The sequence below is a fragment of the Caballeronia sp. Sq4a genome (assembly GCF_023170545.1).
In the GTDB taxonomy this organism is placed as follows: Bacteria; Pseudomonadota; Gammaproteobacteria; order Burkholderiales; family Burkholderiaceae; genus Caballeronia.
On the sequence record NZ_CP084250.1, the window covers coordinates 504755 to 530460 of the forward strand.

Genomic DNA, 25706 nt, shown 5'->3' on the forward strand with positions numbered 1-25706 from the left:
AGCGCGCTTGCCGTTAAGTCCGGCTTAAGCCTGCCGCCGAGCCGCGCGGCTAAAATGAGCCGCACACCAATCTTCCCGAATCACCATGCGAATCCTGCTAGTCGAAGATGACCGGATGATCGCCGAGGGCGTGCGCAAGGCGCTGCGCGCGGACGGCTTTGCGGTCGATTGGGTGCAGGACGGCGAGGCCGCGCTCACGGCCGTCAGCGGCGAGGCCTACGACCTGATGCTGCTCGACCTCGGCCTGCCCAAGCGCGACGGCCTCGACGTGCTGAAGACGCTGCGCGCCCGCGCGAACGCGCTGCCGGTGCTGATCGTCACGGCACGCGATGCCATCGCGGATCGCGTGAAAGGTCTCGACGCCGGCGCGGACGATTATCTCGTCAAGCCGTTCGATCTCGACGAACTCGGCGCCCGCATGCGCGCGCTGATCCGCCGTCACGCGGGCCGGGGCGAATCGCTCGTGCGGCATGGCAATCTCACGCTCGATCCGGTCGGTCATCAGGTGACGCTCGCGGGTGCGCCCGTCGCGCTCTCGGCGCGCGAGTTCGCGCTCCTCGAAGCGTTGATGGCGCGGCCCGGCGCGGTGCTCTCCAAGAGTCAGCTCGAAGAAAAAATCTACGGCTGGGGCGAGGAAATCGGCAGCAACACGGTCGAGGTCTACATCCATTCGCTGCGCAAGAAGCTCGGCGCCGATCTCATCCGCAACGTGCGCGGCCTCGGCTACATGGTCGCGAAGGACGCCTGATGCGGTCGATTCGCCGCCAGCTTCTCGTCTGGCTGCTCGCGCTCGTGCTCGTGGGCGTGGGCTTCGCCGGATGGCTCATCTACCGGCAGGCGCTCGCCGAAGCCAACGAACTCTTCGATTATCAGCTGCAACAGATCGCCGCGGCGCTGCCTTCCGAGCCGTTCTCGTCGGTGCTCAGTTCGCGCAGCGAGACGGACGAGGGCGTCGTCATCCAGATATGGAACCGCAACGGCGTGCTGATGTACTACTCGCACCCGCGCGTGCCGCTTGCGCCGCATGCCGAACTGGGCTTTTCCACCGAGATGACGCCGCGCGGCGAGTGGCGCGTGTATAGCGCGATCGTCGGCGACAACGTAGTGCAGCTCGCGCAGCCGCTGTCGATCCGAAACCGTGTCGCGGCGGGCGTCGCGTGGCGCACGCTATGGCCGCTCGTGCTGCTGTTGCCGCTGCTCGGGCTCGCGATCTGGATTATCGTCGGGCGGGGACTCGCGCCGCTGCAACGCGTGACGCGCGCGCTCGACTCGCGGCATCCGGAGGCGCTCGATCCGCTGTCGGACCAGCGACTGCCGCAGGAAGTGCGGCCGCTCGTGCGCGCGCTCAATGCGCTGCTCGCGCGGCTTTCCGCGGCGCTCGACACGCAGAAGGCCTTCGTCGCGGATGCCGCCCACGAACTGCGCACGCCGCTCGCCGCCGTGAAGATTCAGGCGCAACTCGTCGGGCGCGCGCAGGACGACGCCGCGCGCCGCGAGGCGCTCGACGATCTGAACGAAGGCATCGGGCGCGCGACGCGGCTTGCCGAGCAACTGCTCGCGCTCGCGCGGTCGGAGCCGGACGGCAAGGCGGTCGCGTCCGCCTTCGACCTGCGCGCGCTCCTCGACGATTGCGTGCGCGCGTACGTGCTCGTGGCGCAGGAACGCGGCGTCGATCTGGGCGTCGAGGCGAGCGAGCCGGCGACGGTCATCGGCGATCCGAATTCGCTGCGCGTGATGTTCAACAATCTCATCGATAACGCGATCAAGTACACGCCGAAGGGCGGGCGCGTCGACGTGTGCCTGAAGGTCGCGGCAGGGCGGCCGGTCGTCGAGATCGCGGATAGCGGGCCGGGCATTCCCGAAGAAGAACGCGAGAGAGTGTTCGACCGGTTTTATCGCGTGGGCGGAGGCGTGAATCGCGCGCGTACCGACGTGGCGGGCAGCGGGCTCGGGCTCGCGATCGTGCGGCGGATCGCGGTTCAGCATGGCGCGGTCGTGTCGCTGGGCGAATCGGTTGCGGGCGGGTTGAAGGTCACGGTCGAGTTCGCGGCGGGAATGCACGGGCGGGATTGAGGGGAGTTTGCTCTGCCTTGGCGCGTGCTGGAGCGGCAGCATCGGCGTCGGTCGGCGGCAGGAGAATTCCTTGTTTGCAAGCACGAACCTTGAGGGACATCGGTAGACCTTCTGGAAACAACGGAATATGCGTGTAGGCTTCGTCGTGCTTACGCTGCCCCGAGGCTTTGTTTGCATTCCTCATATTGCGAGGTGGCAGCGTCCGCGCCCGGTCGATTCGATCTTCGCGCAACGAACGTTCAGCCGGGCGTCCACGGCATGGACGCGCACAAGCCTGATCAGATGAACGCGGTGCAAACTGCGCCGACGCGACTGCGCAGCACGCGTGGCCGTTGTCACGCTGGGCATGCAAACGTTCAGGTCGAGCCTGCCAGACAGCGGTAGTCGTCGGCGACAATGAATTACGGCGACGGGCTTGATGCCACGTATCGGTTTCAGCGACAGCCAATGGCCCGTGAACGATGCCGCGCCGCTTACGCAGCACCGCGAAGTTCATGGGAGCGGTCCGTTCGGCTCTAAACGCCATCGCAACCGAAGCGGACAAAGGGGCGAAGCGGCCCGCGCGACCGCACCGACCCGAGCAGCGCAAGCGGGTAGAGAACCCAAGAGCCCAACCAACGAGTCATCCGAACTGATTGCCGCTTCTCACCGCGCCTCGAACCTCGCCACAACCGCAGCAGCCACGACAGCAAAAGCAAACCCATCTCACGCCATTTGAACCATTTAAGAGACGTTTAAGCCACGCCCCGTAATCTTCGTTCATCCCACTGCGCGAACTTCACAAGCGCATTGCAATCCGTCAGGAGCACACGATGAAAGCGAAGATCCTTACCCGCAGCGCCGTCGCAGCCGCCGTCGCCGTTGCCTTGTCGGCAGGCTATGTCGCCGGTCACAACAACATGCCCGCGCCGCAGGTCATTGCCCCCGCGCAAGCCGCGATGATGCCGGCGGAAGCCGCCGCCAAAACGGGCGTGCCCGACTTCTCCGGCCTCGTCGAAACGTACGGCCCGGCCGTGGTCAACATCAGCGCGAAGCATCTCGTCAAGCAGACGTCCGCGCGCCGCAGCCAGAACCAGTTGCCGATGGACCCGGACGACCCGTTCTACCAGTTCTTCAAGCGCTTCGGCGGCATGCCGGGCTTCGGCGGCGGCGACAACGGCCCCGGCGCGGACCGTCCGAGCGAAGGGCTCGGTTCGGGCTTCATCGTGAGCAGCGATGGCTACATTCTGACGAACGCGCACGTCGTCGATAACGCGAACGTCGTCACCGTCAAGCTCACGGACAAGCGCGAGTATCGCGCGAAAGTGATCGGCTCCGACAAGCAGTCCGACGTCGCCGTGCTGAAGATCGACGCCAAGAACCTGCCGACGGTCAAGATCGGCGATCCGAACGGTAGCAAGGTCGGGCAGTGGGTCGTGGCGATCGGTTCGCCGTACGGCTTCGACAACACCGTGACCTCCGGCATCATCAGCGCGAAGTCGCGCGCGCTGCCGAACGAAAACTACACGCCGTTCATCCAGACCGACGTGCCGGTGAATCCGGGCAATTCGGGCGGGCCGCTCTTCAACCTGCAAGGCGAAGTGATCGGCATCAACTCGATGATCTACTCGCAGACGGGCGGCTTCCAGGGCCTGTCGTTTGCGATCCCGATCAACGAAGCCATCAAGGTCAAGGACGCGCTCATCAAGACCGGTCATGTGGACCGCGGCCGCCTGGGTGTCACCGTGCAGGCGATGAACCAGACGCTCGCGAATTCCTTCGGCATGAAGTCGCCGCAGGGCGCGCTCGTGAGCTCGGTCGAGCCGGGCGGACCCGCCGCGAAGGCCGGCCTGCAACCGGGCGACGTGATCACCGCGCTCAACGGCGTGCCGGTGACGGATTCGACCTCGCTGCCGTCGCAAGTGGCCGGGTTGTCGCCGGGCAGCTCGGCGAAGGTGCAGGTGTGGCGCGACAAGAGCTCGAAGGATTTGACCGTGACCGTCGGCGCGCTCAAGGACGCGAAAACCGCCAGCGCGGACGCGAACGGCGATCAGGGCGGCGGGTCGCAGGATGCGCGGCTCGGCGTCGCGGTGCGGCCGCTCACGCCGGACGAGAAGCAGCAGGCTTCGCTTTCGCGCGGACTCGTCGTGCAGCAGGCGAGCGGCGCGGCGGCGAGCGCGGGCATCCAGCCGGGCGACGTGATTCTCGCGGTGAACGGCCAGCCGGTGACGAGCGTGCAGCAACTCAAGTCGATGATCTCGCACGCCGGCGACAGCATCGCGCTTCTGATCCAGCGCGACGACGCGCAGATCTTCGTTCCGGTCGACCTCGGCTGACGCAGCGACGCGCGATCCGGGCACGGAGCATGCTCGAACGCTCGCCGGGGCCCCATCGCGTGTCACCGCGCATCGGGCGTGACGCCGCTGCGCCGTGGCGCGGCGGCATCGGATAAAGGAGCCAAAAAGATGAAGAGCAAAACGGGCAAACTGGCCGCGACTTTTATCGCGGCCGCATTGAGCGTCGGGCTGGCTGGCGGCGCGTGGGCGCAGCAGTCCGCGGATTCGGCCAATGCAGCGAGCGCGGGCACGAGCGATACCGGCAGCGCCGGCAACGCGAACGGCGGCGGCCTGCCGCAAATCCAGCAACAAGGCGATGTTTCGTACACGTCGGGCGGCGTGGGGCTCGACGAATCGCGGGCGCTGTTGCGCGAACAGGCGCACTGGCCGCTCTCGTTGCGCTTCACGGGACCGACCGCCGATTATCTGTCCGGCGTGACCGTGCGCATCGTCGGCGGGAAGGGCGGTGAAGTGCTGAACACCGAATCGATGGGGCCGTACATGCTCGTCAAGTTGCCGCCGGGCAGCTATACGGTGTACGCCAAGTACAAGGATCAGGAAAAGAAGCAGGCCGTCAACGTGTCCGGGCCGGGCCGGGCGAAGGCCGCGTTCCACTGGAGCATTCAATGACGCGGTAGTCCGCGCATCGAACGCCGCCTCTGTCTCGCGGCGAAAACTTGTCTCATAATGAAGCCACGAGTCGCTCCCGGCTCGTGGCTTTTTTGTGAGCGAGGCGCCACCGCGCCCGCGATTCTCTCGACCGCAGCGCGGAGGACGCACGATGAGCACGGACCTGAACCACGGCCAGGAGGCGCGCCGCATCGAGATCAAGCCGAACGCGCGGCGCTGTCGCGTGATTCATCAGGGCGTCACGTTCGCGGACACGCATGCGTCGATGACGCTCATCGAAAAGGGGCACGAGCCCGTTCATTATTTCCCGCGCGCCGATGTCAACATGGCGCGGCTCCAGCGCTCCGCGCACACCACGCACTGCCCGTTCAAGGGCGAGGCCACGCACTACCATCTGCTGACGGAAGACGGTCCGGTGGAAAACGCGGCGTGGAGCTACGAAAACCCGTTCGACGCTGCCGCGCAGATCAAAGGCTATCTGGCGTTCTATCCGTCGCGCGTGGACCGCATCGACGAGACGGCTTAGCGGCCCGGCCAACAGACGCAATCTTCCCGGCGTGCGATAAAGCACGCAGACGCGTTTCTTGTCCCGGAGGCTCGGATGGAAGTCACCGAAGCGTTGCGCGTGCCGCTCGAGCCGGCACATGTCGAGGACGCGCTCGGCGATCTCGCGTTGTTGCGCGCGAGTCTCGACAATTGCGAATCCTTCACGCGCACGCCGGCCGGCGAGTACGCGCTCACGCTGGTCGTGCCGCTAGGCGCGCTGCGCGCCCGGTACGACGTGCGCGCGCATCCGGCCGGCCGCACGCGGCAGGGCGATGCCGAACAGGACGACGACCGCGCCTACGCCCGCACGCTCAGTTTCAAGGCGCGCGGCGAGGGCGTCGGTTCGTTGCGCGGACAGATCGCCGTGGCGCTCAATCCCGGCGACGGCGGCGAATCGACGTGGATCGAGTACACCGTCTGGGCGACGGTCTCCGGGCCGCTCGCGGGCTTGCCAGCGCGCCAGATCGAAAATGCGCTGCGCGAAGGCGCCGACGATTTCTTCGCGGAATTCTGCGAAGTCGTGCGCGCGAAACACGGCCTGCCGTCGATGCGCGCGGCCGGCGACCGTGCGCGCCGTCACGTGTTCCTGCGCCCCGGCGGCATGTCGGCGGCGTTCTCGCGCCGCGCAGGGGCGACCGCGCGGGCGGTCCACGGCGCGCCGGGCGATGCCGCGCCGAGCGGCGTGCTGCGGCATCGGCTGGGCGGGCATCCGTTCGCGCATCGCGAGCGGCATCACAATCACCATCACGAGCACGATCCGCATCCGTTCGGGCTGCCGGGCTGGGCGTGGGCCGCGATGCTCGTGTTCGTCGCGCTGCTCGCGTTCTTCGCGGAGCGCGCAAGCCTGCAATAAAGGGCGATCGGCGCTAGAGTGCTGCGTTTCTCCCCGACGTTTTCGGAAGGAATCCACCATGCCGCGCCGCGCCCTGATCGTCATCGACGTGCAGAACGAGTATGTCACCGGCAATCTGCCGATCGAATATCCCGATGTGAACGTGTCGCTCGCCAATATCTCGCGCGCGATGGATGCCGCCGACGCCCACGGCGTGCCGATCGTCGTCGTGCAGAACTTCGCGCCCGCGACCGCGCCGATCTTCGCGCGCGGCTCGAAAATGGCAGAGCTACACGAATCGGTCGCGGCGCGCCCGCGCGCTCACTATGTCGAAAAGGCGCTGCCGAGCGCCTTCGCCGGCACGGACCTAGGCGACTGGCTCACCGCGCACGACATCGACACCATCGTGATCGCCGGCTACATGACCCACAATTGCGACGATTCCACGGTGCGGCACGCGGTGCACGCCGGTTTATCGGTCGAATTCCTGACCGACGCCACCGGCGCCGTGCCGTACGAGAACCGCGCGGGGCAGGCGAGCGCGGAGGAAATTCATCGCGTGTTCACGGTCGTCATGCAGTCGCGCTTTGCCGCCGTGCTGACGACGGACGAATGGATCGCGGCGCTCGCAAGCGGCGAGGCGCCGCCGCGCGACAACATCTACGCGTCGAACCAGCGGGCGCGTGGCCGCTGAGCGCAGCGCTCAGACGCTGGCGGTCGTGAGCAGCGCGGGACTCGCGCGCAGCGCGTCGAAACAGGCGTCGATGAGCGCTTCAGCGTCCTTCGACGGATCGACGCGCTCGGGCATCATCAGCGAATCGTGCAGGATGCCCGTGAAGAGCGCGTGCAGGAGCGTCGTGGCGCGGCGCACGTCGAGCGCGGCGGGCAGTTGCGCCTTGTCGATGGCATTGCGCAGCGCCCGCGCGATGCGTTCCATGCCGTCGCGCATGTTGTTTTGCTGGCGCTCGCGCACAGGTCCCATTTCCTCGACGAATTCGCACTTGAGAAACAGGATGTCGAACACGCGGCGGCGTTTTTCGTCCTCGGTGATATTGCGCATGCACCAGATGAAAATCTCGCGGATGCGCGCGAGCGGGTCGGGTTCCTTGCCGTCGAGCGTGGCTTCGACGAGTTCGTCGAGCGGCAGTAGGCTGCGCTCGAACATCGCGTTGAAAAGATCGCCTTTGTTGGTGAAATGCCAGTAGATGGCGCCGCGCGTCACGCCCGCCGCCTGCGCGATGTCCGCGAGCGACGTGCGAGACACGCCTTTTTCATAAAAAACGCGCTCGGCGGCGTCGAGAATGCGGTTGCGCGTCTCCTGCGCTTCTTCCTTGGTTCGTCTGACCATATCCTGGGAATGACGGCTTTCCGCGAGCAAAAATAAATCGCAATGCGGGGTGTGAATGCGGTGAACGAAAAGCTGTACCTTTTTTGTCCAACGGCGGCGCGGGAACGTCTCGTTACGGCCGTAATCTTCGCGGTATCTTATTTTTACATCCATTCGTGAATGTATTTATAATACCAGCCCACACGACGTCAAGACGCAAGCATTTGTCGGCTCGTCAGTTTCGTCATCATCGTTATTCAGATTCGCGTGTGGCGCCGCCGTCGTTCTGATGCGCGCCAGATGCTCGCTCATGTGCGCATCGCCGTTCGAGATAGAAGTGCGTCTCATCACTGAGACGCCGTTCCGGCGATGCGCGTGTTTTTTTCGCTATCAGTCACACACAGAGGTCGCTCCATGCGCTTCGAAAGGGTTCCGTTTCACCTCGTCAGTGCCGCGACGGCTGCCATCCTGCTGGCGGCGTGCGGACAAAAACAGTCGGCGCCGCCGCCGCAGACGCCCGAAGTCGGCGTCGTGACGATCCAGTCGACCGCCGTGCCGGTCACGTCCGAATTGCCGGGCCGCACGAGCGCGTATCTCGTCGCGCAGGTTCGCGCGCGCGTGGACGGCGTCGTGCTGCGTCGCGAGTTCACGGAAGGCAGCATCGTTAAGGCGGGCCAGCGGCTCTATAAGATCGATCCGGCGCCCTACATCGCGCAGTTGAACAACGCGAAGGCGTCGCTCGCGAAGGCGCAGGCGAACCTCGCATCGACGACCGCGCAGGCGAATCGCTACAAGGTGCTGGTCTCGGCGAACGCGGTCAGCAAGCAGGACTACGACAACGCCGTCGCCGCGCAAGGTCAGGCCGCCGCCGACGTGGCCGCCGGCAAGGCCGCGGTCGATACCGCAGCGATCAACCTCGGCTACACGGATGTCGTTGCGCCCGTGACCGGCCAGGTCGGCATCTCGCAGGTCACGCCGGGCGCGTACGTGCAGGCGAGCCAGGCGACGCTGATGGCGACCGTCCAGCAACTCGACCCGATGTACGTCGACCTGACGCAATCGAGCCTCGACGGCCTCAAGCTGCGCCAGCAGATCCAGCAAGGCCGCCTCACGACGAGCGGCCCGAACGCAGCCAAAGTCTCGCTCGTGCTGGAAGACGGCCGCGTGTATTCGGAGAAGGGCAAGCTGCAGTTCACCGACGTGACCGTCGATCCGAGCACCGGCTCGGTCACGGTCCGCGCGATCTTCCAGAACAAGGACCGCGTGCTGTTGCCCGGCATGTTCGTGCGCGCGCGCATCGAGGAAGGCGTGAATCCGAACGCCATCGTCGTGCCGCAGATCGGCATCACGCACGACCAGAAGGGCACGCCGACCGCGCTCGTCGTCGGCGCGGAGAACAAGGTGGCGCTGCGCCAGCTCGTGACGTCCGGCACCTACGGTCAGAACTGGGTGGTCGATAGCGGTCTTGCCGCCGGCGATCGCGTGATCGTGCAGGGCGTCGACAAGGTGCGTCCGGGCATGGAAGTCAAGACCGTGCCCGCGCAACTGCCCGCGGCGCCCGCAGCCGGAGCGTCGCAGGCGAGCGATGCGCAAGCCGCGCAGCCCGCCTCGTCCGCGCAGCCCGCGTCTGCTGCGTCGGGCGCGTAAAACCAGGAGCCCGCCTCATGGCAAAGTTCTTTATCGATCGCCCGATTTTCGCGTGGGTGATCGCCATCGTTTTGATGCTCGCGGGTATCGCGTCCATCTTCACGCTGCCGGTCGCGCAGTATCCGACCATCGCGCCGCCGGCCGTTCAGATCAGCGCGACGTATCCGGGCGCATCGGCGAAGACGGTGGAAAACACCGTCACGCAGGTGATCGAGCAGCAGATGAGCGGTCTCGACCACTTGCTGTATCTGTCCTCCACGTCCGATGACTCCGGCACCGCGACCATCACGCTGACGTTCGCGCCGGGCACGAACCCGGACATCGCGCAGGTTCAGGTCCAGAACAAGCTTCAGCTCGCCACGCCGCTCCTGCCGCAGATCGTGCAGCAGTTGGGCACCAAGGTCACGAAGTCGAGCAACAGCTTCCTGCTCGTGCTGGCGTTCGTCTCGCAGGACGGCAGCATGAGCAAGTACGACCTCGCGAACTACGTGGCGTCGCACATTCAGGATCCCGTGAGCCGTCTGGACGGCGTCGGCACGGTGACGCTCTTCGGCTCGCAGTACGCCATGCGCATCTGGCTCAACGCGAACAAGCTGAACAACTTCGGCCTCACGCCCGTGGACGTGCAGGCGGCGCTCACCGCGCAGAACGTGCAGGTCGCGGGCGGCTCGCTCGGCGGCACGCCGTCGGTGCCGGGGCAGTTGCTGCAGGCGACCATCACGGAAGCGACGCTCCTGACCACGCCGGAACAGTTCGGGAACGTGCTCCTGAAGGTGAATCAGGACGGCTCGCAGGTGCGTCTGAAGGACGTCGCGCGCATCGAGCTCGGCGGCGAAAACTACAACTTCGACACCAAGTACAGCGGCCAGCCGGCGGCGGGCTTCGGTATTCAGCTCGCGACGGGCGCGAACGCGCTCGCCACCGCGAAGGCCGTGCGCCAGAAGATCGACGAGCTCTCGAAGTACTTCCCGAACGGGCTCGTCGTGAAGTATCCGTACGACACCACGCCGTTCGTGCGGTTGTCCATCGAGGACGTGGTCAAGACGCTGATCGAAGGCATCGTGCTGGTGTTCCTCGTGATGTATCTGTTCCTGCAGAACCTGCGGGCCACGCTCATTCCGACCATCGCGGTGCCGGTGGTGTTGCTCGGCACGTTCGCGATCATGGCGGCGGTGGGCTTCTCCATCAACACGCTATCGATGTTCGGTCTCGTGCTCGCGATCGGCTTGCTGGTGGACGATGCGATCGTGGTGGTGGAGAACGTCGAGCGCGTGATGGCGGAGGAGGGCTTATCGCCACGGGAAGCGACTCGCAAGGCGATGGGCCAGATCACCGGCGCGCTGGTGGGCGTGGCGCTGGTGCTGTCGGCGGTGTTCGTGCCGGTGGCGTTGTCGGGCGGCTCGGTGGGCGCGATCTATCGACAGTTCTCGCTGACGATCGTCTCCGCGATGGTGCTCTCCGTGCTGACCGCGCTGATTCTCACGCCGGCGCTGTGTGCGACCATCCTGAAGCCGATTCCGCAAGGGCATCACGAAGCGGAGAAGGGCTTCTTCGGCTGGTTCAACCGCACGTTCGACAAGAGCCGCGAGAAATACCATTCGGGCGTCTATCACGTGATCCGGCGCTCCGGGCGCTGGCTCGTGATCTATCTGGTAGTGATCGTCGCGGTCGGCTTCCTGTTCGTGAAGCTGCCGAAGTCGTTCCTGCCCGACGAAGACCAGGGCACGATGTTCGTGCTCGTGCAGACGCCGGCCGGTTCGACGCAGGAAACCACGGCGCGCGCGCTGAAGGATGTCTCCGACTATCTGCTGAATCAGGAAGCGTCCATCGTCGAATCGACCTTCACGGTCAACGGCTTCAGCTTCGCGGGCCGCGGACAGAACGCGGGTCTCGTGTTCGTGCGCATGAAGGACTACGCGCAGCGCCAGAAGGGCGACCAGAAGGTGCAGGCGCTGGTCGGCCGCTTGTTCGGACGCTTCTCGGGCTACAAGAACGCGGTGGTGTTCCCGGTCAATCCGCCGTCGATTCCTGAACTCGGCACGGCCGCGGGCTTCGACTTCGAGTTGCAGGACCGCGCAGGCGTGGGCCACGACGCGCTGATGGCCGCGCGCAATCAGCTGCTCGGCATGGCCGCGAAGGACCCGACGCTCGCGCAGGTGCGTCCGAACGGCCTGAACGACACGCCGCAGTTCAAGGTGAACATCGACCGTGAGAAGGCGCTCGCGCTCGGCGTGACGGCGGCCGCGATCGACCAGACGTTCTCGATCGCGTGGGCTTCGCAGTACGTGAACAACTTCCTCGATACGGACAGCCGGATCAAGAAGGTGTACCTGCAGGCCGACGCCCCGTTCCGCATGACGCCGGAGAACATGAACGACTGGTACGTGCGCAACGGATCGGGCGGGATGGTGCCGTTCTCCGCCTTCGCCACCGGCGACTGGACGTACGGTTCGCCGAAGCTCGAACGCTACAACGGCATCTCGTCGGTCGAAATCCAGGGCGCGGCTGGCCCCGGCAAGTCCACGGGTCAGGCGATGCAGGCGATGGAAGCCATCGCGGCGAAGCTCCCGGCGGGCATCGGCTACGAATGGACGGGACTCTCGTATCAGGAAATCCAGTCGGGTTCGCAGGCGCCGATTCTGTACGGCATCTCGATTCTCGTCGTGTTCCTGTGTCTCGCGGCGCTGTATGAAAGCTGGTCGATTCCGTTCTCGGTCATCATGGTCGTGCCGCTCGGCGTGATCGGCGCACTGCTTGCCGTCACGTTGCGCGGTCTGGAAAACGACGTGTTCTTCCAGGTCGGTCTGTTGACCACGGTCGGCTTGTCGGCGAAGAACGCGATTCTGATCGTGGAATTCGCCCGCGAACTGCAGATGTCGGAGAAGATGGGCCCGATCGAAGCGGCGATGGAAGCGGCGCGGCTGCGCTTGCGCCCGATCCTGATGACCTCGCTCGCGTTCATTCTCGGCGTGATGCCGCTCGCGATCAGCAACGGCGCGGGTTCCGCGAGCCAGCACGCGATCGGTACCGGCGTGATCGGCGGCATGTTGACCGCGACCTTCCTCGCGATCTTCATGGTCCCGATGTTCTTCGTCGTGATCCGCGCGCAGTTCAGCGGCGAGAAGGAAAATCCGGAGACGGCGCTCGAGCACTACGAGCAGCATCATCCCGATGAGCACCGTCCGCGCGATGGCGGCGGCTCCAACGAAGGACATTGAAATGCGTAGACTTTCCTTGATTGCAGCGGCCGTCGCCGTGCTGGCGGGCTGCTCGTTGGCCCCGAAGTACGAGCGTCCCGCGCCACCGGTCTCGTCGACGTTCCCGACCGGCGGCGTGTATGCCACGCAGCCGGGCGCGGCGGATGCCGGCGCGCGCAGCGCGAACGGCGTCGCGGGCGCGGAGATCGGCTGGCGCGATTTCTTCGTGGATGCGCGTTTGCAGCGGCTCATCGACATCGCGCTGAAGAACAACCGCGATCTGCGCGCGTCGGTGCTCAACATTCAGGCGGCGCAGGCGCAGTACCGCATCGTGCGCTCGGAGCTGTTCCCGTCGATCACGGCGCAGGCGGATCAGTCGAAGCAGCGCACGCCGCGCAATCTGTCGTTCTTCGACCGGACCATCTCGAACACGTATTCGGTGGGCCTGAACGCGTCGTGGGAACTCGACTTGTTCGGCCGCGTGCAGAGCCTGAAGGATCAGGCGCTCGCGCAGTATTTCTCCACGGCTTACGCGCGCAAGGCGTTCGAGATTTCGCTCGTGTCGCAGGTGGCTTCGCAATATCTGCAGGTGCTGCAGGCGGACGACCTGCTGCAAGTCACCGAGCAGACGCTCAAGACCGCGCAGGAGTCGTACAACATCGTCAAGCTGCAATTCGACAACGGCACGGCTTCCGAGCTGGACCTGTCGCAGTCGCAGACGGTGGTGGAAACGGCGGCGGCGAACTTGCAGGCGCAGCAGCGCGCGCGGGCGCAGGCGGTGAACGCGCTGGCGCTCCTGATCGGCGAGCCGATTCCCGACGATCTGCCGACCGGCATGCCGCTCAACGAGCAGGACTTGCTGACGGACATTCCCGCTGGCTTGCCGTCGGACCTGCTCACGCGTCGTCCGGACATCATGGAAGCCGAGCAGAACCTGCTCGCGGCGAACGCGAACATCGGCGCGGCGCGGGCGGCGTTCTTCCCGAGCATTTCGCTCACCGGCAGTTTCGGCACGCTCAGTCCGACGCTCGGCGGCTTGTTCAAGCCCGGTTCTGCGGCGTGGAGTTTCGCGCCGACGATCACACTGCCGATCTTCCAGGGCGGTCAGAATCAGGCGAATCTGGATCTGGCGAACATTCAGAAGAACATCCAGATCGCGGCGTATGAGAAGGCGATTCAGTCTGCTTTCCGCGATGTCGCCGACGGCCTCGCCGCGCGCGGCACCTACGATCAGCAGATCCGGGCGCTCGAACGCGACACGGCGGCCGAGCAGCGCCGGCTCGACTTGTCGACGATGCGGTATCGGCAGGGCGTCGATAGCTATCTGAACGTGCTGACCGCGCAGCAGGACCTGTACTCCGTGCAGCAGACGCTCATCACTGTGCGCACCGAGCGGCTCGCCAACCTCGTCAATCTGTATCAGGCGCTGGGCGGCGGGTGGATCGAGCATACCGGCGATGCGCCGCGCCCGGCCGACGCGCCCGCTACGCCCGCAGCGCCCGCCGACGTCGGCGCGGCGAGTACGCCGCAGGCGGCGTCGGCTGCGGTGGCGGGGTGAGTGGTTTAGTTGATTGTTCGGAAGCCCGGCCGATGTGCCGGGCTTTTATCGCTTAGGACGCCGGCTCGTCCGGCATCACTGACTCTGGCGCAACGGTCGAATAGCCTCTCGCAGATACTCCGCCGTGCGACTCTCCTCGTGACCCGCAACCACGCGCGGTTCGCCCGCGACGAGTATCCGGCCGCCATCCTCTCCCGCGCCCGGACCCATGTCGATGACCCAGTCGCTATCCGCTGCGACGCGCATGTCATGCTCGACAACCACCACGGTATTGCCTGCATCGACGAGCCCTTGCAGTTGCGCCATCAGGCGGTCGACATCCGCGGGGTGAAGGCCGGTGGTCGGTTCGTCGAGAATGTAAAGCGTGTCCGCGCGATGCGCCCGCTGTAATTCGGTTGCGAGCTTGATGCGCTGGGCCTCGCCGCCCGACAGTTCCGTCGCGGGCTGGCCGAGACGCAGATAACCGAGCCCGATGTCGCGCAACACGGTGAGCGCGCGCATCACGGCAGGCTCGGCGGCGAAGAATGTGCATGCGCTATCCACGCTCATCGCAAGCACGTCCGCGATATTCTTGCCTTGCCATTCGATCTCCAGCGTCTGCGGGTTGTAACGCGATCCGTGACACGTCGAGCACGAGGTAAAGACGCTTGGCAGGAAAAGTAGTTCGACGCTCACGAAGCCTTCGCCCTCGCACGTCGGGCAACGCCCCTGCGCCACGTTGAACGAGAAGCGGCCCGCGCCGTAGCGGCGTTTGCGCGCGGCAGGCGTATCGGCGAAGAGCTTGCGCACGTGATCGAAGAGGCCGGTGTAGGTCGCGAGGTTGGAGCGCGGCGTCCGGCCAATCGGCTTCTGGTCGACGCGCACCAGTCGCTTCACGGTTTCCATGCCTCCCGCGATATGTCCGTCCGCGGGCGTTTCCACGCGCGCGAGCAGCGGGTCCTGCTCTTCGTCGCCTTCGTCGTCGAGCAGCCGGCCGAGCCGCGCGGCGACGAGCTCGGGCAGCGCCTGACTCACGAGGCTCGACTTTCCGGAGCCGGATATTCCTGTCACGGTCGTGAAGCAGCCGAGAGGGAACGCGACATCGATTCCATGAAGGTTATTCCGCGTGATGCCCGCAAGCCGCAACCAGTCGCGCGCGGCACGCGGCCGGCGCATCGCGGGCGAACCCTCGGCGAACAGATGCCTTCGCGTCTGCGATGCCTCTATCGCGGCCAGTCCTTGAGGTGGCCCGCTATACAGCACTTCGCCGCCCGCTTCGCCGGCTGCGGGGCCGACATCCACGAGCCAGTCTGCGCGCCGCATCATGTGCAGATCGTGTTCGATCACGAAGAGCGAATTGCCCGCCGACTTCAGGCGCTGCAACGCGACGAAGAGCGCCTCGCTGTCGGCGGGATGCAGGCCGGCGGAAGGCTCGTCCAGCACATACACGACACCGAAAAGCTGGGACGCAAGCTGCGTGGCAAGCCGCAAGCGCTGCAACTCGCCCGACGAGAGCGTGGGCGTCGCCCGATCCAGCGACAGATAGCCGAGCCCCAGATCGGTGAGCGTGACGAGGCGCTCTAACAGATCAGCGGCGATGCGCTCGGCGGCCGCGCGTTTTTCGTCCGAGAGGTTCGGCGTTCGTCGCACGTCCGGCGCCGCCTTGTGCGCCGAACCGCCGGCGGCAACGCGTTTCGCCGTCGCCGCGCGCCGCGCGTCTTCGTCGAGCACATGACCGTCACGGTCGATCTCGGGCCACGTGCCGCGCGCGATCGGTTCGAGCAGTTCAGCTAGCCGGTTGAGCGACAGCCGCGAGAATTCGGCGATATCGAGTCCGGCGAACGTCACCGACAGCGCCTCTTGCTTCAGCCGTTTGCCGTGACACGCGGGGCAATCCTTGCCGACCATGAAGCGCGACACCCGCTTTTTCATCAGCGCGCTTTGCGTGTGAGCGAAGGTGTGCAGGACGTAACGGCGCGCGCTGGTAAACGTGCCCTGATAGCTCGGCTCCGCGCCGCGTTTGAGCGCCGCTTGCGTCTCCTTCGGCGTGAGGCCCGCATAGACCGGTACGGTCGGCTGTTCTTCGGTGAAGAGAATCCAGTCGCGATCCTTCTTCGGCAAGTCACGCCACGGCTTGTCCACGTCGTAGCCCAGCGTCACCAGAATGTCGCGCAGATTCTGCCCGTGCCATGCGGGCGGCCACGCGGCCACGGCGCGCTCGCGGATGGTCAGCGTATCGTCGGGGACCATCGACTTTTCCGTGACCTCGTAGACGCGTCCCAGGCCGTGACAGACCGGGCACGCGCCCTGTACCGTGTTCGGCGAGAAGTCCTCGGCGTAGAGCATCGGCTGCCCGGCCGGATAGCTGCCCGTGCGGGAGTAGAGCATTCGCACGAGACTGGACAGCGTCGTGATGCTCCCCACCGAAGAACGCGCATTAGGCGCGCCGCGCTGCTGCTGGAGCGCGACGGCGGGCGGCAGACCTTCGATCGACCCGACTTGCGGCACGCCGACCTGCTCGATCAGACGGCGTGCATAAGGCGCGACGGATTCGAAGTAACGACGTTGCGCTTCGGCGTACAACGTGCCGAACGCGAGCGACGACTTGCCGGAGCCCGATACGCCCGTGAAGACGACGAGCGCATCGCGGGGAACGTCGACATCGACGTTCTTCAGGTTGTGCTCGCGCGCGCCACGGACGCGCACGAAGCCCGTCAGAACGTCGCTCCCGTCGCTTTTCGGCGACCGCGTCTTCGTCAGTGTTTTAGTCGCTGGCATCCACTCTTTGGAGAATCCGGGAAGCGGGTGATGAAACGAGTCGGCAGCATGTGTCGTGCCATCGTCGAAGGGCAGAGCGGGTCGACTACTCGTGACAAACGGCACACCGGTTGCTGCCATTGTTGTCCCGCCACGCCGTCGTAGCGGGCTCTACGTCACGGTGGTGCGCATATGGGAGTGTTCGGCCAAATCGTCGGCGCCGCGATCATGATCTGCACGCTCGCCGATATCTTTCTCACGATCCTGTACGCGCGCGTCGGTCGGGGACGAGCCAGGCGGCTCGGCGCCGGACTCATCAGCCTTGCCATCGCACGGGGAGTCTGGGCGGCCTTCCGTCGCCTGCCTCTGAAGGACGGCCCGAAGCGGGAGGCGCAGTCATTCGCGGGCCCTTTGATTCTGGTGCTGTTGCTTGTGACCTGGACGCTTTGCCTGACGCTCGGCGATGCGCTGCTGTTGTGGCCCGCGCTGGGAGACAGCGTGCGCTCCAGTTCGGGGCCGACACCGACGGGATTCTTTGCAGCCGTGTACGCCGCGGCGACGAGCCTGTCGATCACGGGCTCCAGCGACTTCATCCCGCACACGAACGGGTACAGGATGGTCTACCTGACCGGCTCGTTCATCGGCACGGCCGTCGTGACTTTGACGCTGTCGTACTTGTTGCAGCTATACGGTGCATTGCAGCGGCAGAATACATTGGGGCAGCAGCTCTTCTTCCTCACGCGAGAAACAGGCGACGCAGTCGAGCTTATTCACGGGCTGGCGGTCGGGCAGCATCCGGAGACGGCCTATTCGATGCTTGCCGACGCTGCCCAGTCGCTGTCGTCGGTGCACGAGTCGCTGAGGATTTACCCGATCACTTTCTTCTTCCGCTATCCCGAGCCGCACTTCTCGCTGGCTGCGATCTGTTTCATGGTGCTCGAGACGGTGTCACTGCTCAGAGCCTGCCTGCGCGACGACGCCTCCGACTTGCTAAGGCATGGCGGTGCTGTAGAAGTGCTTTGGCGGGCCGCGTTGGCCACGCTGGACACGCTGGATGGCGCGTACGTGCACTCGGACCGCCGCGCTCGGGGCTGCGGCACAGAGTTGAGCGATGACACGCGTGTCGCATGGGCCGACCATTTCGGGCGCGCGGCACAAGCGCTGCGCGCTGCGGGACTCAAACAGCTAATCGATGATGGCGGAGCCGACGAGTACGTTAGACAGCGTGCCGTCTGGAATGGCCTGGTGATGAGCATCGCGCAGTATTCGGCGGTGGATCTCGATAATCTCGGCGCGTCGTCAGAGCAGTCGACGGCGGTAGGGCGGGTGGTGTCGTGATGTACGCCGATGCTAATTGCTATCCATCATGGGCTGGCTCGATGGTCTTGTCCGATGCATTCGCTCGTACCGGCATAACTAATTAGTATTTCAAACTGAAATGCGAGCGGTCGCGTTGCTACCGCCCCGGTTGAGCAGCGCTAAAGGCAGTCATGAGACTGACGGACTCGAGGGAGTCGCGATGGTGACAGGGCGGACCTGCAGGTCTGTGATACCGACTGCTGATGCAGTCGATCAATCCTTCTTATAGGGGCTCCACTAATCCTTACATTCCGCCTTTGAACCGGCGAATGACGGCATATTGCTTCGCTCCAACAAAACTGGAATACGCCCGTTGTCGGTTGTGCAGCAAGGCTTTGGACCACTAGTCGTACGACTGCGAATACGCGCCCGCAGCTTACGGTCGACCACCACCGCCGAGTCCAAAAACACATCGAACAAACGCTTTATATAGGGCGCGATTCATAAAACGGGACACGCGCCGTTATCCCATCAATGAAATTGGTATGTGAACAAAACCTCAACGAGCTGTAACTTTGAAAATGTCTTTCGCGAAGAAACTCTGGCTTCCTCTCATCCTTAGTCTGCTCTGCCTGGTCGGCCTTTCACTTGCAGACGCTTATCACACACGTAACTTGCGGATCGAGGAGCGCCAACTAGACCTCCAGCATGCGTCACAGGTGGTCGACAGCATTGTGAGGGCGTACGCGAGGCGCGTGTCGGCAGGGACGATGACTGCACAGTCGGCGCAAGCCGAAGCGCTCGAAAGCATTCGCCAGGTCCACTACGGCGCCAGCGGCTATTTCACCGTGCTGGACTACAGCGGCAAGATACTCACGCACGGCACGAAACCAGAGATCATCGGTAAGCCGATGCTCGACTTCCGCGATCCCGACGGCGTGTACATTTACCGCGATGCGATCGAAACAGCCAAGCGCGACGGCAGCGGCTATGTCCGTTATGCCTTCTCGAAACCCGGCACAGGCGAACTCGTTCCCAAGTTGTCGTTCGTGCTGGGTTACCAACCGTGGGCCTGGGTCTACATGACCGGCGTGTACATGGATGATATCGACGCCGCGTTTCACGCAACGGTCGCCTGGAGCCTTGCGGCAGTGCTGATCGTGGCGCTCAGCCTGTGTGTCGTTGTCGCACTGCTCAACCGGAGCATCTTGCGCTCGCTTGGCGGCGAGCCGGGCGTCGCGGCGGCGCTCGCAAATCAGATCGCAGACAACAACCTGTCCGTCGCTGTGCAGACCGCCGCCGGTGACGACGCGAGTCTGATGGCGGCCATGTCGAGGATGCAGAAGCAACTGCTCGCCGCTGTCAGCACCGTGAAGCAGTCGGCAAACGCCATCGCCAACGCGAGCAAGGAAATCGCCTCGGGAAACACGGACCTTTCGTCGCGCACGGAACAGCAGGCGGCGTCACTCGAGGAAACGGCTGCAAGCATGGAGGAACTGACCGCGACCGTGCGGCAGAACTCCGAGAACGCGCGACAGGCGAGCGGCTTGGCAGAAAACGCGCGCAGCGTGGCGGAGGAAGGCGCTGAGATCGTTGGCGACGTCGTCAACATGATGGCTTCGATCGAGGAAAGCTCCAGCAAGATCGCGGAGATCATCGCGATGATCGAAGGCATCGCCTTTCAGACGAACATTCTTGCGCTGAACGCAGCGGTGGAAGCAGCGCGCGCGGGCGAACAAGGCCGCGGTTTCGCGGTGGTAGCGAGCGAGGTTCGCAGCCTCGCGCAACGTTCGTCGAGTGCGGCAAAGGACATACGCGCTCTGATCGAAAGCTCGACGAGCCGCGTGCACGTCGGCACTGAACTGGTCGCGAAGGCGGGCGAGACGATGCAGAAGATGACGTCCGCGGTGCAGCGCGTGACCGACATCATGGATGAAATCGCGTCCGCTTCCCAAGAGCAGAGCCGCGGTATCGAACAGGTCAATCAAGCCATCAGCGAGATGGACGAGGTCACACAGCAGAACGCTGCGCTCGTCGAACAGGCCGCCGCAGCCGCTGCCTCGATGGAGGAACAAGCGGCGCATCTGCGAAGCGCGATGGCTGTCTTCAAGACGTCGGAAAGGGATGAGCCGGCACAGCAACTCCCGCCCGCGGTCACTACCGAAGAGCGCGGCCGGTCGACGGGGCGCCAGCGGGCCAAGGCAGCAGCGCTTGCGACGCCACATCATGCGGAAGTCACGGTGAAACCTTCGCGACAGGTCGAGCCCTCGCTGCCGGGCGACTGGTCCGTCTTCTAACAGAGTCGCGCGACGTCGCGGCGCACTGACCGGGAGAGTGCGACCGCGCCATCACGACGCCAGACCTCCGGTTGAACCACATCACGAAGTCATGACGAAGCATAACGACAAACAAGACTCGCGACGGCGGGACGTGTTTCGCTTCACTGGCGGACATGTCCACGGCACCAAAGACGCGGACGGCTTCCACCTGCTGGACCACATCACGGACGGCGTGATGCTGCTGGATCGACAGTGGAGATTTCGCAGCGTCAACGGCACTGCTGCGCGGCTGCTGCAGCTTCCGTCGGCGGAGCTGATCGGTCGTGGCATCTGGGCTGCCTATCCCGAGCTTCTCGGGACAGGTTACGAAAAGGCGTATCGGCAGGCGGCCGAGACCGGGCTGCCTACGACAGTGACCGAGTTCTATGCGCCCCTCGACGCCTGGTTCGAAGCGCGGGCGTTTCCGTGCGAGGACGGCATCACCGTGCTGGTCCGCGATGTCAGCGAGGCACGCAGGATGTCGGAGCGCTTGTCGAATCAAGCCGCGCACGACGCGCTCACGGGCCTCATCAACCGGCGCGAGCTGTTGAACCGCCTGAGCGATCTCGTCGATGGACGCATCGCCCATTCCGTCGATCTGCTCTTCATCGACCTGGACCGCTTCAAGGAGATCAACGATTCGGTCGGCCATGCGGCTGGCGATGAAGTCTTGCGCGTGATCGGCCAGCGCGTGTCGGCTTCGATGGGCGAGCGCGCCCATGCGTCGCGCATCGGTGGCGACGAGTTCGTGGTCTTTCTCGTTGACGCGCCTGATGGCGAAGCCGAGCGCGTCGCGAGCGACATCATCGCGCGCATGCGAGAGCGCATTGACACTCCGTCGGTGCGCGCTTCGGTCAGTGCGAGCATCGGCGTAGCTCGCTACCCGGTGTCGGCCGGCAATGCGGACGAGTTGCTCCGCAATGCCGACACTGCCATGTATCACGCAAAGCGGCTGGGCGGCTCGCGTGTCTGGTCGTTCGGCAGGGAAGACGCACAGCGTCTCTCGACTCGCCTGCGGCTGCGCGCGGACCTGGAAAATGCCAGCGCGACAGGACAGTTCGAACTGCACTATCAGCCGCAACTGGACCTGGCCACGGGCTGCATGGTCGGAGCAGAAGCGCTCCTGCGATGGAACCATCCCGAGCTGGGACTTTTGACGCCAGCCGATTTCCTCGATGTACTGCTCGGGTCGCGAGCGCACGAGGCCACCGGGGAGTGGCTGCTTTGTCTGGCGTTACGCCAGGCGGCGCAATGGCAGGCGTCGGACCGCATGCGGTTCAAGGTCGCCGTCAACCTCTCGGCCGCCACGATACAAGACGCCGATCTCGCTGCGCTGGTCGCGAAGGCCGCCGAGGCTGCCGGCGTGTGCGCTTCGGCGCTTGATATCGAGGTGACGGAGGCGGTCGTCGTCAGCGATTTCCTGGCCGCATCGCGATCGCTTGCGGCGGTGCGAGAACTCGGCGCGACCGTCTCTCTCGACGACTTCGGCACGGGCTATTCGAGCCTCTCGTATCTTGCCCGGCTGCCGGTCGACCGCATCAAGATCGATAAGTCGTTCGTGCAGCAGCTTACCGTTGACGAAACGCGCCGCCAGGGGCGGGCGATGATCGAGGCGATGGTGGCGCTCGCCCGCGCGCTCGGCATGCAAACGGTCGCTGAAGGCGTCGAGAGCGAGAGGCAATTCGCTCTGGTACGCACGCTCGGGTGCGATGCTGCGCAGGGATATTTCATCGGCAGGCCAGTTCCGGCTGCCGCGCTGGACCTTAATCGCACACGCAGCTTCGCGGCCGCGCATGCGTCGTCGTCGCGTGCTTCCCTGGGCAGACAAGACGCGGCACGATAACCTCGTTGTGGCATCGAAGTTTGTCTTCAATGGCAATGTCGACGCCTGCCTCCGCTAGACAACAGAGCGCTTTTCTCGTCCGTCGCCCCGAAGGGCCCAAACAAAAAAGCGCCGCGATTCCCACCGCGGCGCCAACCCGTCACCACCCGCAAGCACTTCCTTCAAGCCATCACTGCACTTCCGATGCGCGCGCCGCGCCGTCGAAATCATGCCCGGCCTGTCGAATCTCGCAGCGCGCTTCGCGTTCCTTGCGCACGCCGTTGAACACGATATTGAGCACGACCGCCGATACCGACGCCAGCAGAATGCCGCTATGAAGAATCGGCTCCAGCGCGTGCGGCAGTTGCGAGAAGAACTTCGGCGCGACCACCGGCACGAGCCCGAGGCCGACGCTCACCGCGACGATAAACAGGTTGTGGTGATTCTTCACGAAGTCCACTTTCGACAGCACCTTGATGCCGTTCGCCGCGACCATGCCGAACATCACGATGCCCGCGCCGCCGAGCACGAACGGCGGCACTGAAGCGACCACTTGCGCCATCTTCGGAAAGAGGCCGAGCACGACGAGAATCACGCCGCCCGTCGCGCAGACGAAGCGGCTCTTCACGCCCGTCACGCCGATCAAGCCCACGTTCTGAGAAAACGACGTATGCGGAAACGAGTTGAACACGCCGCCGATCAGCGTGCCGAGACCATCCACGCGCAAGCCGCGCACGAGCGCTTTCTGATCGACCGGACGCTCGACGAGATCGCCGACCGCGAGGAACATGCCCGTCGATTCGATGAACGTCACGAACATGACGATCACCATCGTCGCGACGGAGAGCGCATCGAAGTGCGGCATGCCGAAGTGAAACGGCAGCACGATGCCGACCCACGGCGCATGCGCGACGCCGTCCATGTTGACGCGCCCGAGCATCGCGGCGATCACGAAGCCCGCGACGATGCCGAGCAGCACCGAGATGTTCGCGATGAAGCCGCGCGCGAACTTGTTGATGAGCAGAATGAGCGAGAGCACGACGAGCGACAGCAACAGATACACCGGATTGCCGTAATCGGGATTGCCGACGCCGCCTGCTGCCCAGTTGATGCCCACGCCCATCAGCGACAGGCCGATCACCGCGATCACCGTGCCGACCACCACCGGCGGAAAGAAGCGCAACAGCTTGCCGATCATCGGCGCGAGAAAGATGCCGATGACGCCGGCCGCGATCGTCGCGCCGAACACATCGAGAATGCCGAGCGACGGATTCGTGCCGATGGCGACCATCGGTCCGACCGCCGCGAACGTGCAGCCCATGATGACCGGCAGCCGGATGCCGAAGATCCACAGGCCGAGCGTCTGGATCAGCGTCGCGACGCCGCAGGAGAACAGGTCCGCGCTGATGAGGAACGCGACCTCATCCTTCGACAGATGCATGGCCGCGCCGAGAATGAGTGGCACCGCGACGGCGCCCGCGTACATCACGAGGACGTGCTGTATGCCGAGCGTGAGCAACTGGCCGGTCGGCAGCCGTTCGTCGCACGGATGAACCTTCGGGTGGCTCGTGCTCGATGCCATATGTGTCTCCTTGATTGCCTTTCCATTTGAATGGCCTCCAAGGTAAGTGCGACAAAAAGCGCGAACAAGACCACGCGGCGCTATACATCGCGTTCGCGGGGCGATATGGAAACGGCGCGATGAGCAGAGCCGAAGCGCGCGGAGGCCCTTGCTGCAAGGGACTTGACGCATCGCGAGGGATTTTTGTCGGCTGCTGCAAGGCCGCCTGAAGGGGCGCGTCGTTATGATGTTCATCACGGCGCGCGTATAGTCCGTTTTTCGTTCATCGCGGCGAGCGGCGGGGTTAACCCGCGTGATTCCGCGCTTACCGCGTTTTCCCTAACGTCTTTTCGAGCGGCTCATCCATGCGTTTTCTCGGCATCGATCTCGGCACGGGTTCCGTGAAACTGGCTATCGTCGACGAATACGCGCGCGAAGTCGCAGCGTCGAGCGCGGCGTATGCGGTGACGAGCGCGCAGCCGGGCTGGGCCGAGACATCCGCCGATGCGTGGTATGCCGCTGTCGTCGATGCCGCCTCTCGCCTGCCCGCGCACGAACGCGAAGCCGTGAGCGCGATCGGCTTCTCAGGGCAGATGCACGGCGTGGTGCCGACCGCCGCCGATGGCCGCGCGCTGCGCCCCGCCATGCTCTGGCCGGACACGCGGGCCCGCGCGCTGCTCGACGCGTGGCCGGAACCGCAGCCGAACCCGGTCGCGCCGGGCATGGCCGGGCCGCTCCTGCGCTGGCTCGCGACGCACGAACCGGCGCTCGCCGGCGACATGCGCTGGGCGTTGCAGCCGAAGGACTGGCTGCGCGCGAAGCTCGGCGGCGCGTTCGTGACCGATCCGTCGGACGCTTGCGCGACCGCGCTCGCTGCCCCATCGGGCGAATGGGACGCGGCGCTCATCGAGAGGCTCGGCTTGTCGCGCGAGTGGTTCGCGCCGCTTGCGGCATCGGATGCGCCGGCGGGCGCGTTGTCCGCCGCGGCCGCTTCGGCGCTCGGCTTGCGCGCGGGCATTCGGATGGCCGTCGGCGCGGGCGATACGCCGTGCGCCGCGCTCGGCAGCGGCCTCATCGCGGATGGCGACGCGCTGCTGACCACGGGCAGCGGCGGGCAGATCGTCGTGATGAGCGACGAAGCGCCGTCGCCGGTGCGCGGACTGCATACGTATCGCGGCGCGGCCAGCAGTGGCGCGCGCTGGTATCGCATGGCGGCGATGCAGAACGTGGGCGTCGCGCTGGAGACGGTGCGCGGCTGGCTCGGCTATGCAGCGTGGCCCGCCGCTTACGAGGACGCCTTCGCATCGGATGCGAGCGCGTCCGTGAGCTTCCTGCCGTACCTGAGCGGCGAGCGTTCTCCGTGGATGAACCCGGCGGCGCGCGGCGGCTGGCTCGGCCTCGGCCTCGACGACACACGCGGCTCGATGATGCGCGCGGCGTTCGAAGGCGTGGCATTTGCATTGCGTGCGGGACTCGACGCGATCCGTGCGAGCGGCACGCCGTTGTCGTCGATGCGGCTTGCAGGCGGCGGCTCGATCGACGCGCGCTGGCGTCAACTGCTCGCCGATGCGCTGCATGTCGAACTGCACGCCTGCGATTGCCCGAACGCGGCGGCGCGCGGCGCGGCGATCATCGGCGGCATGGCGGCGGGGCATTGGCGCGCCGATGACTTGCCGGCGCTTGCGCCTGCCAGCACGCGCGTCGCGAGTCCGCGAGGCGACGCCGCGTTCGACGAAAGGCACGCGCGTTTCATCACGCTCTACGAGCGCGTCGAAGACTGGTTCTGACGTCTTGCGCGCGAGCCCTTAAACTGACGTGCGATTCACATCGGCTTCAGGCAAGGGC

Annotated in this window: 17 protein-coding genes; 14 read left to right on the plus strand and 3 right to left on the minus strand. The window is 65.2% G+C overall.

The genetic code is table 11. The annotated features are described in order from the left end of the window. Positions 1–85 precede the first annotated feature (85 nt). The 7 genes from LDZ24_RS02365 to LDZ24_RS02395 all read left to right on the plus strand — a co-directional run bounded on the left by LDZ24_RS02365 (position 86) and on the right by LDZ24_RS02395 (position 7090). On the plus strand, positions 86–748 hold the full coding sequence (locus tag LDZ24_RS02365; protein WP_040051669.1) for a response regulator: 663 nt from the start codon (positions 86–88) through the stop codon (positions 746–748). Next, positions 748–2073, plus strand: a complete 1326-nt coding sequence (locus tag LDZ24_RS02370) for an ATP-binding protein (RefSeq protein ID WP_248321326.1) — start codon at positions 748–750, stop codon at positions 2071–2073. The genes LDZ24_RS02365 and LDZ24_RS02370 overlap by 1 nt, the downstream gene beginning before the upstream one ends. Positions 2074–2885: 812 nt before the next feature. Continuing rightward, the gene (locus tag LDZ24_RS02375; protein WP_248321328.1) at positions 2886–4388 is read left to right on the plus strand and encodes a DegQ family serine endoprotease; all 1503 of its coding nucleotides are present in this window, start codon (positions 2886–2888) and stop codon (positions 4386–4388) included. 129 nt (positions 4389–4517) lie between these two features. Beyond that, a complete protein-coding gene (locus tag LDZ24_RS02380) occupies positions 4518–5018 on the plus strand; it encodes a carboxypeptidase regulatory-like domain-containing protein (protein ID WP_248321330.1) in 501 nt (166 codons plus the stop codon). Positions 5019–5169: 151 nt separating this feature from the next. Then, positions 5170–5544, plus strand: coding sequence for a DUF427 domain-containing protein (locus LDZ24_RS02385; protein WP_248321332.1), 375 nt, complete (start codon positions 5170–5172; stop codon positions 5542–5544). 75 nt (positions 5545–5619) lie between these two features. Then, positions 5620–6417, plus strand: a complete 798-nt coding sequence (locus LDZ24_RS02390) for a CoxG family protein (RefSeq protein WP_248321334.1) — start codon at positions 5620–5622, stop codon at positions 6415–6417. 58 nt (positions 6418–6475) lie between these two features. Further along, positions 6476–7090, plus strand: a complete 615-nt coding sequence (locus LDZ24_RS02395) for a cysteine hydrolase family protein (protein WP_248321336.1) — start codon at positions 6476–6478, stop codon at positions 7088–7090. 9 nt (positions 7091–7099) lie between these two features. Here LDZ24_RS02395 and LDZ24_RS02400 read toward each other — a convergent pair whose 3' ends face one another. Continuing rightward, positions 7100–7744 carry a TetR family transcriptional regulator gene (locus LDZ24_RS02400; protein ID WP_248321337.1) on the minus strand — a complete coding sequence of 215 codons (645 nt, stop codon included), beginning with the start codon at positions 7742–7744 and terminating at the stop codon, positions 7100–7102. A 393-nt stretch (positions 7745–8137) separates the two neighbouring features. Between LDZ24_RS02400 and LDZ24_RS02405 the strand changes: the two genes are divergently transcribed. From LDZ24_RS02405 to LDZ24_RS02415, 3 genes are read left to right on the plus strand one after another with little or no spacing between them, the layout of a single operon-like run. Further along, positions 8138–9370 (plus strand): efflux RND transporter periplasmic adaptor subunit, encoded by a 1233-nt coding sequence (locus tag LDZ24_RS02405; RefSeq protein WP_248321339.1) that lies wholly within the window; start codon positions 8138–8140, stop codon positions 9368–9370. Between the two features lie 17 nt (positions 9371–9387). After that, positions 9388–12588: an efflux RND transporter permease subunit gene (locus LDZ24_RS02410; RefSeq protein WP_248321341.1), complete on the plus strand. Its 3201-nt coding sequence runs from the start codon at positions 9388–9390 to the stop codon at positions 12586–12588. Between the two features lies 1 nt (position 12589). Continuing rightward, positions 12590–14125 carry an efflux transporter outer membrane subunit gene (locus tag LDZ24_RS02415; RefSeq protein ID WP_248321343.1) on the plus strand — a complete coding sequence of 512 codons (1536 nt, stop codon included), beginning with the start codon at positions 12590–12592 and terminating at the stop codon, positions 14123–14125. A 75-nt stretch (positions 14126–14200) separates the two neighbouring features. On the opposite strand, the gene LDZ24_RS02420 is transcribed toward LDZ24_RS02415, so the two are convergent. After that, a complete protein-coding gene (locus tag LDZ24_RS02420) occupies positions 14201–16882 on the minus strand; it encodes an excinuclease ABC subunit UvrA (protein ID WP_248321345.1) in 2682 nt (893 codons plus the stop codon). 171 nt (positions 16883–17053) lie between these two features. On the opposite strand from LDZ24_RS02420, the gene LDZ24_RS02425 reads away from it, so the two are divergent. The 3 genes from LDZ24_RS02425 (at position 17054) to LDZ24_RS02440 (ending at position 22321) form a co-directional block, all read left to right on the plus strand. Continuing rightward, on the plus strand, positions 17054–18199 hold the full coding sequence (locus tag LDZ24_RS02425; RefSeq protein ID WP_248321347.1) for a hypothetical protein: 1146 nt from the start codon (positions 17054–17056) through the stop codon (positions 18197–18199). Positions 18200–18741: 542 nt separating this feature from the next. Continuing rightward, positions 18742–20457, plus strand: coding sequence for a methyl-accepting chemotaxis protein (locus tag LDZ24_RS28050; protein WP_284506474.1), 1716 nt, complete (start codon positions 18742–18744; stop codon positions 20455–20457). Positions 20458–20590: 133 nt separating this feature from the next. Next, the gene (locus LDZ24_RS02440) at positions 20591–22321 is read left to right on the plus strand and encodes a bifunctional diguanylate cyclase/phosphodiesterase (RefSeq protein WP_248321349.1); all 1731 of its coding nucleotides are present in this window, start codon (positions 20591–20593) and stop codon (positions 22319–22321) included. A gap of 169 nt (positions 22322–22490) precedes the next feature. On the opposite strand, the gene LDZ24_RS02445 is transcribed toward LDZ24_RS02440, so the two are convergent. After that, complete coding sequence (locus tag LDZ24_RS02445) at positions 22491–23882, minus strand: nucleobase:cation symporter-2 family protein (RefSeq protein ID WP_248321351.1); 1392 nt, start codon at positions 23880–23882, stop codon at positions 22491–22493. Between the two features lie 344 nt (positions 23883–24226). Between LDZ24_RS02445 and LDZ24_RS02450 the strand changes: the two genes are divergently transcribed. Beyond that, on the plus strand, positions 24227–25648 hold the full coding sequence (locus LDZ24_RS02450) for an FGGY family carbohydrate kinase (RefSeq protein ID WP_248321353.1): 1422 nt from the start codon (positions 24227–24229) through the stop codon (positions 25646–25648). Positions 25649–25706: the final 58 nt, after the last annotated feature.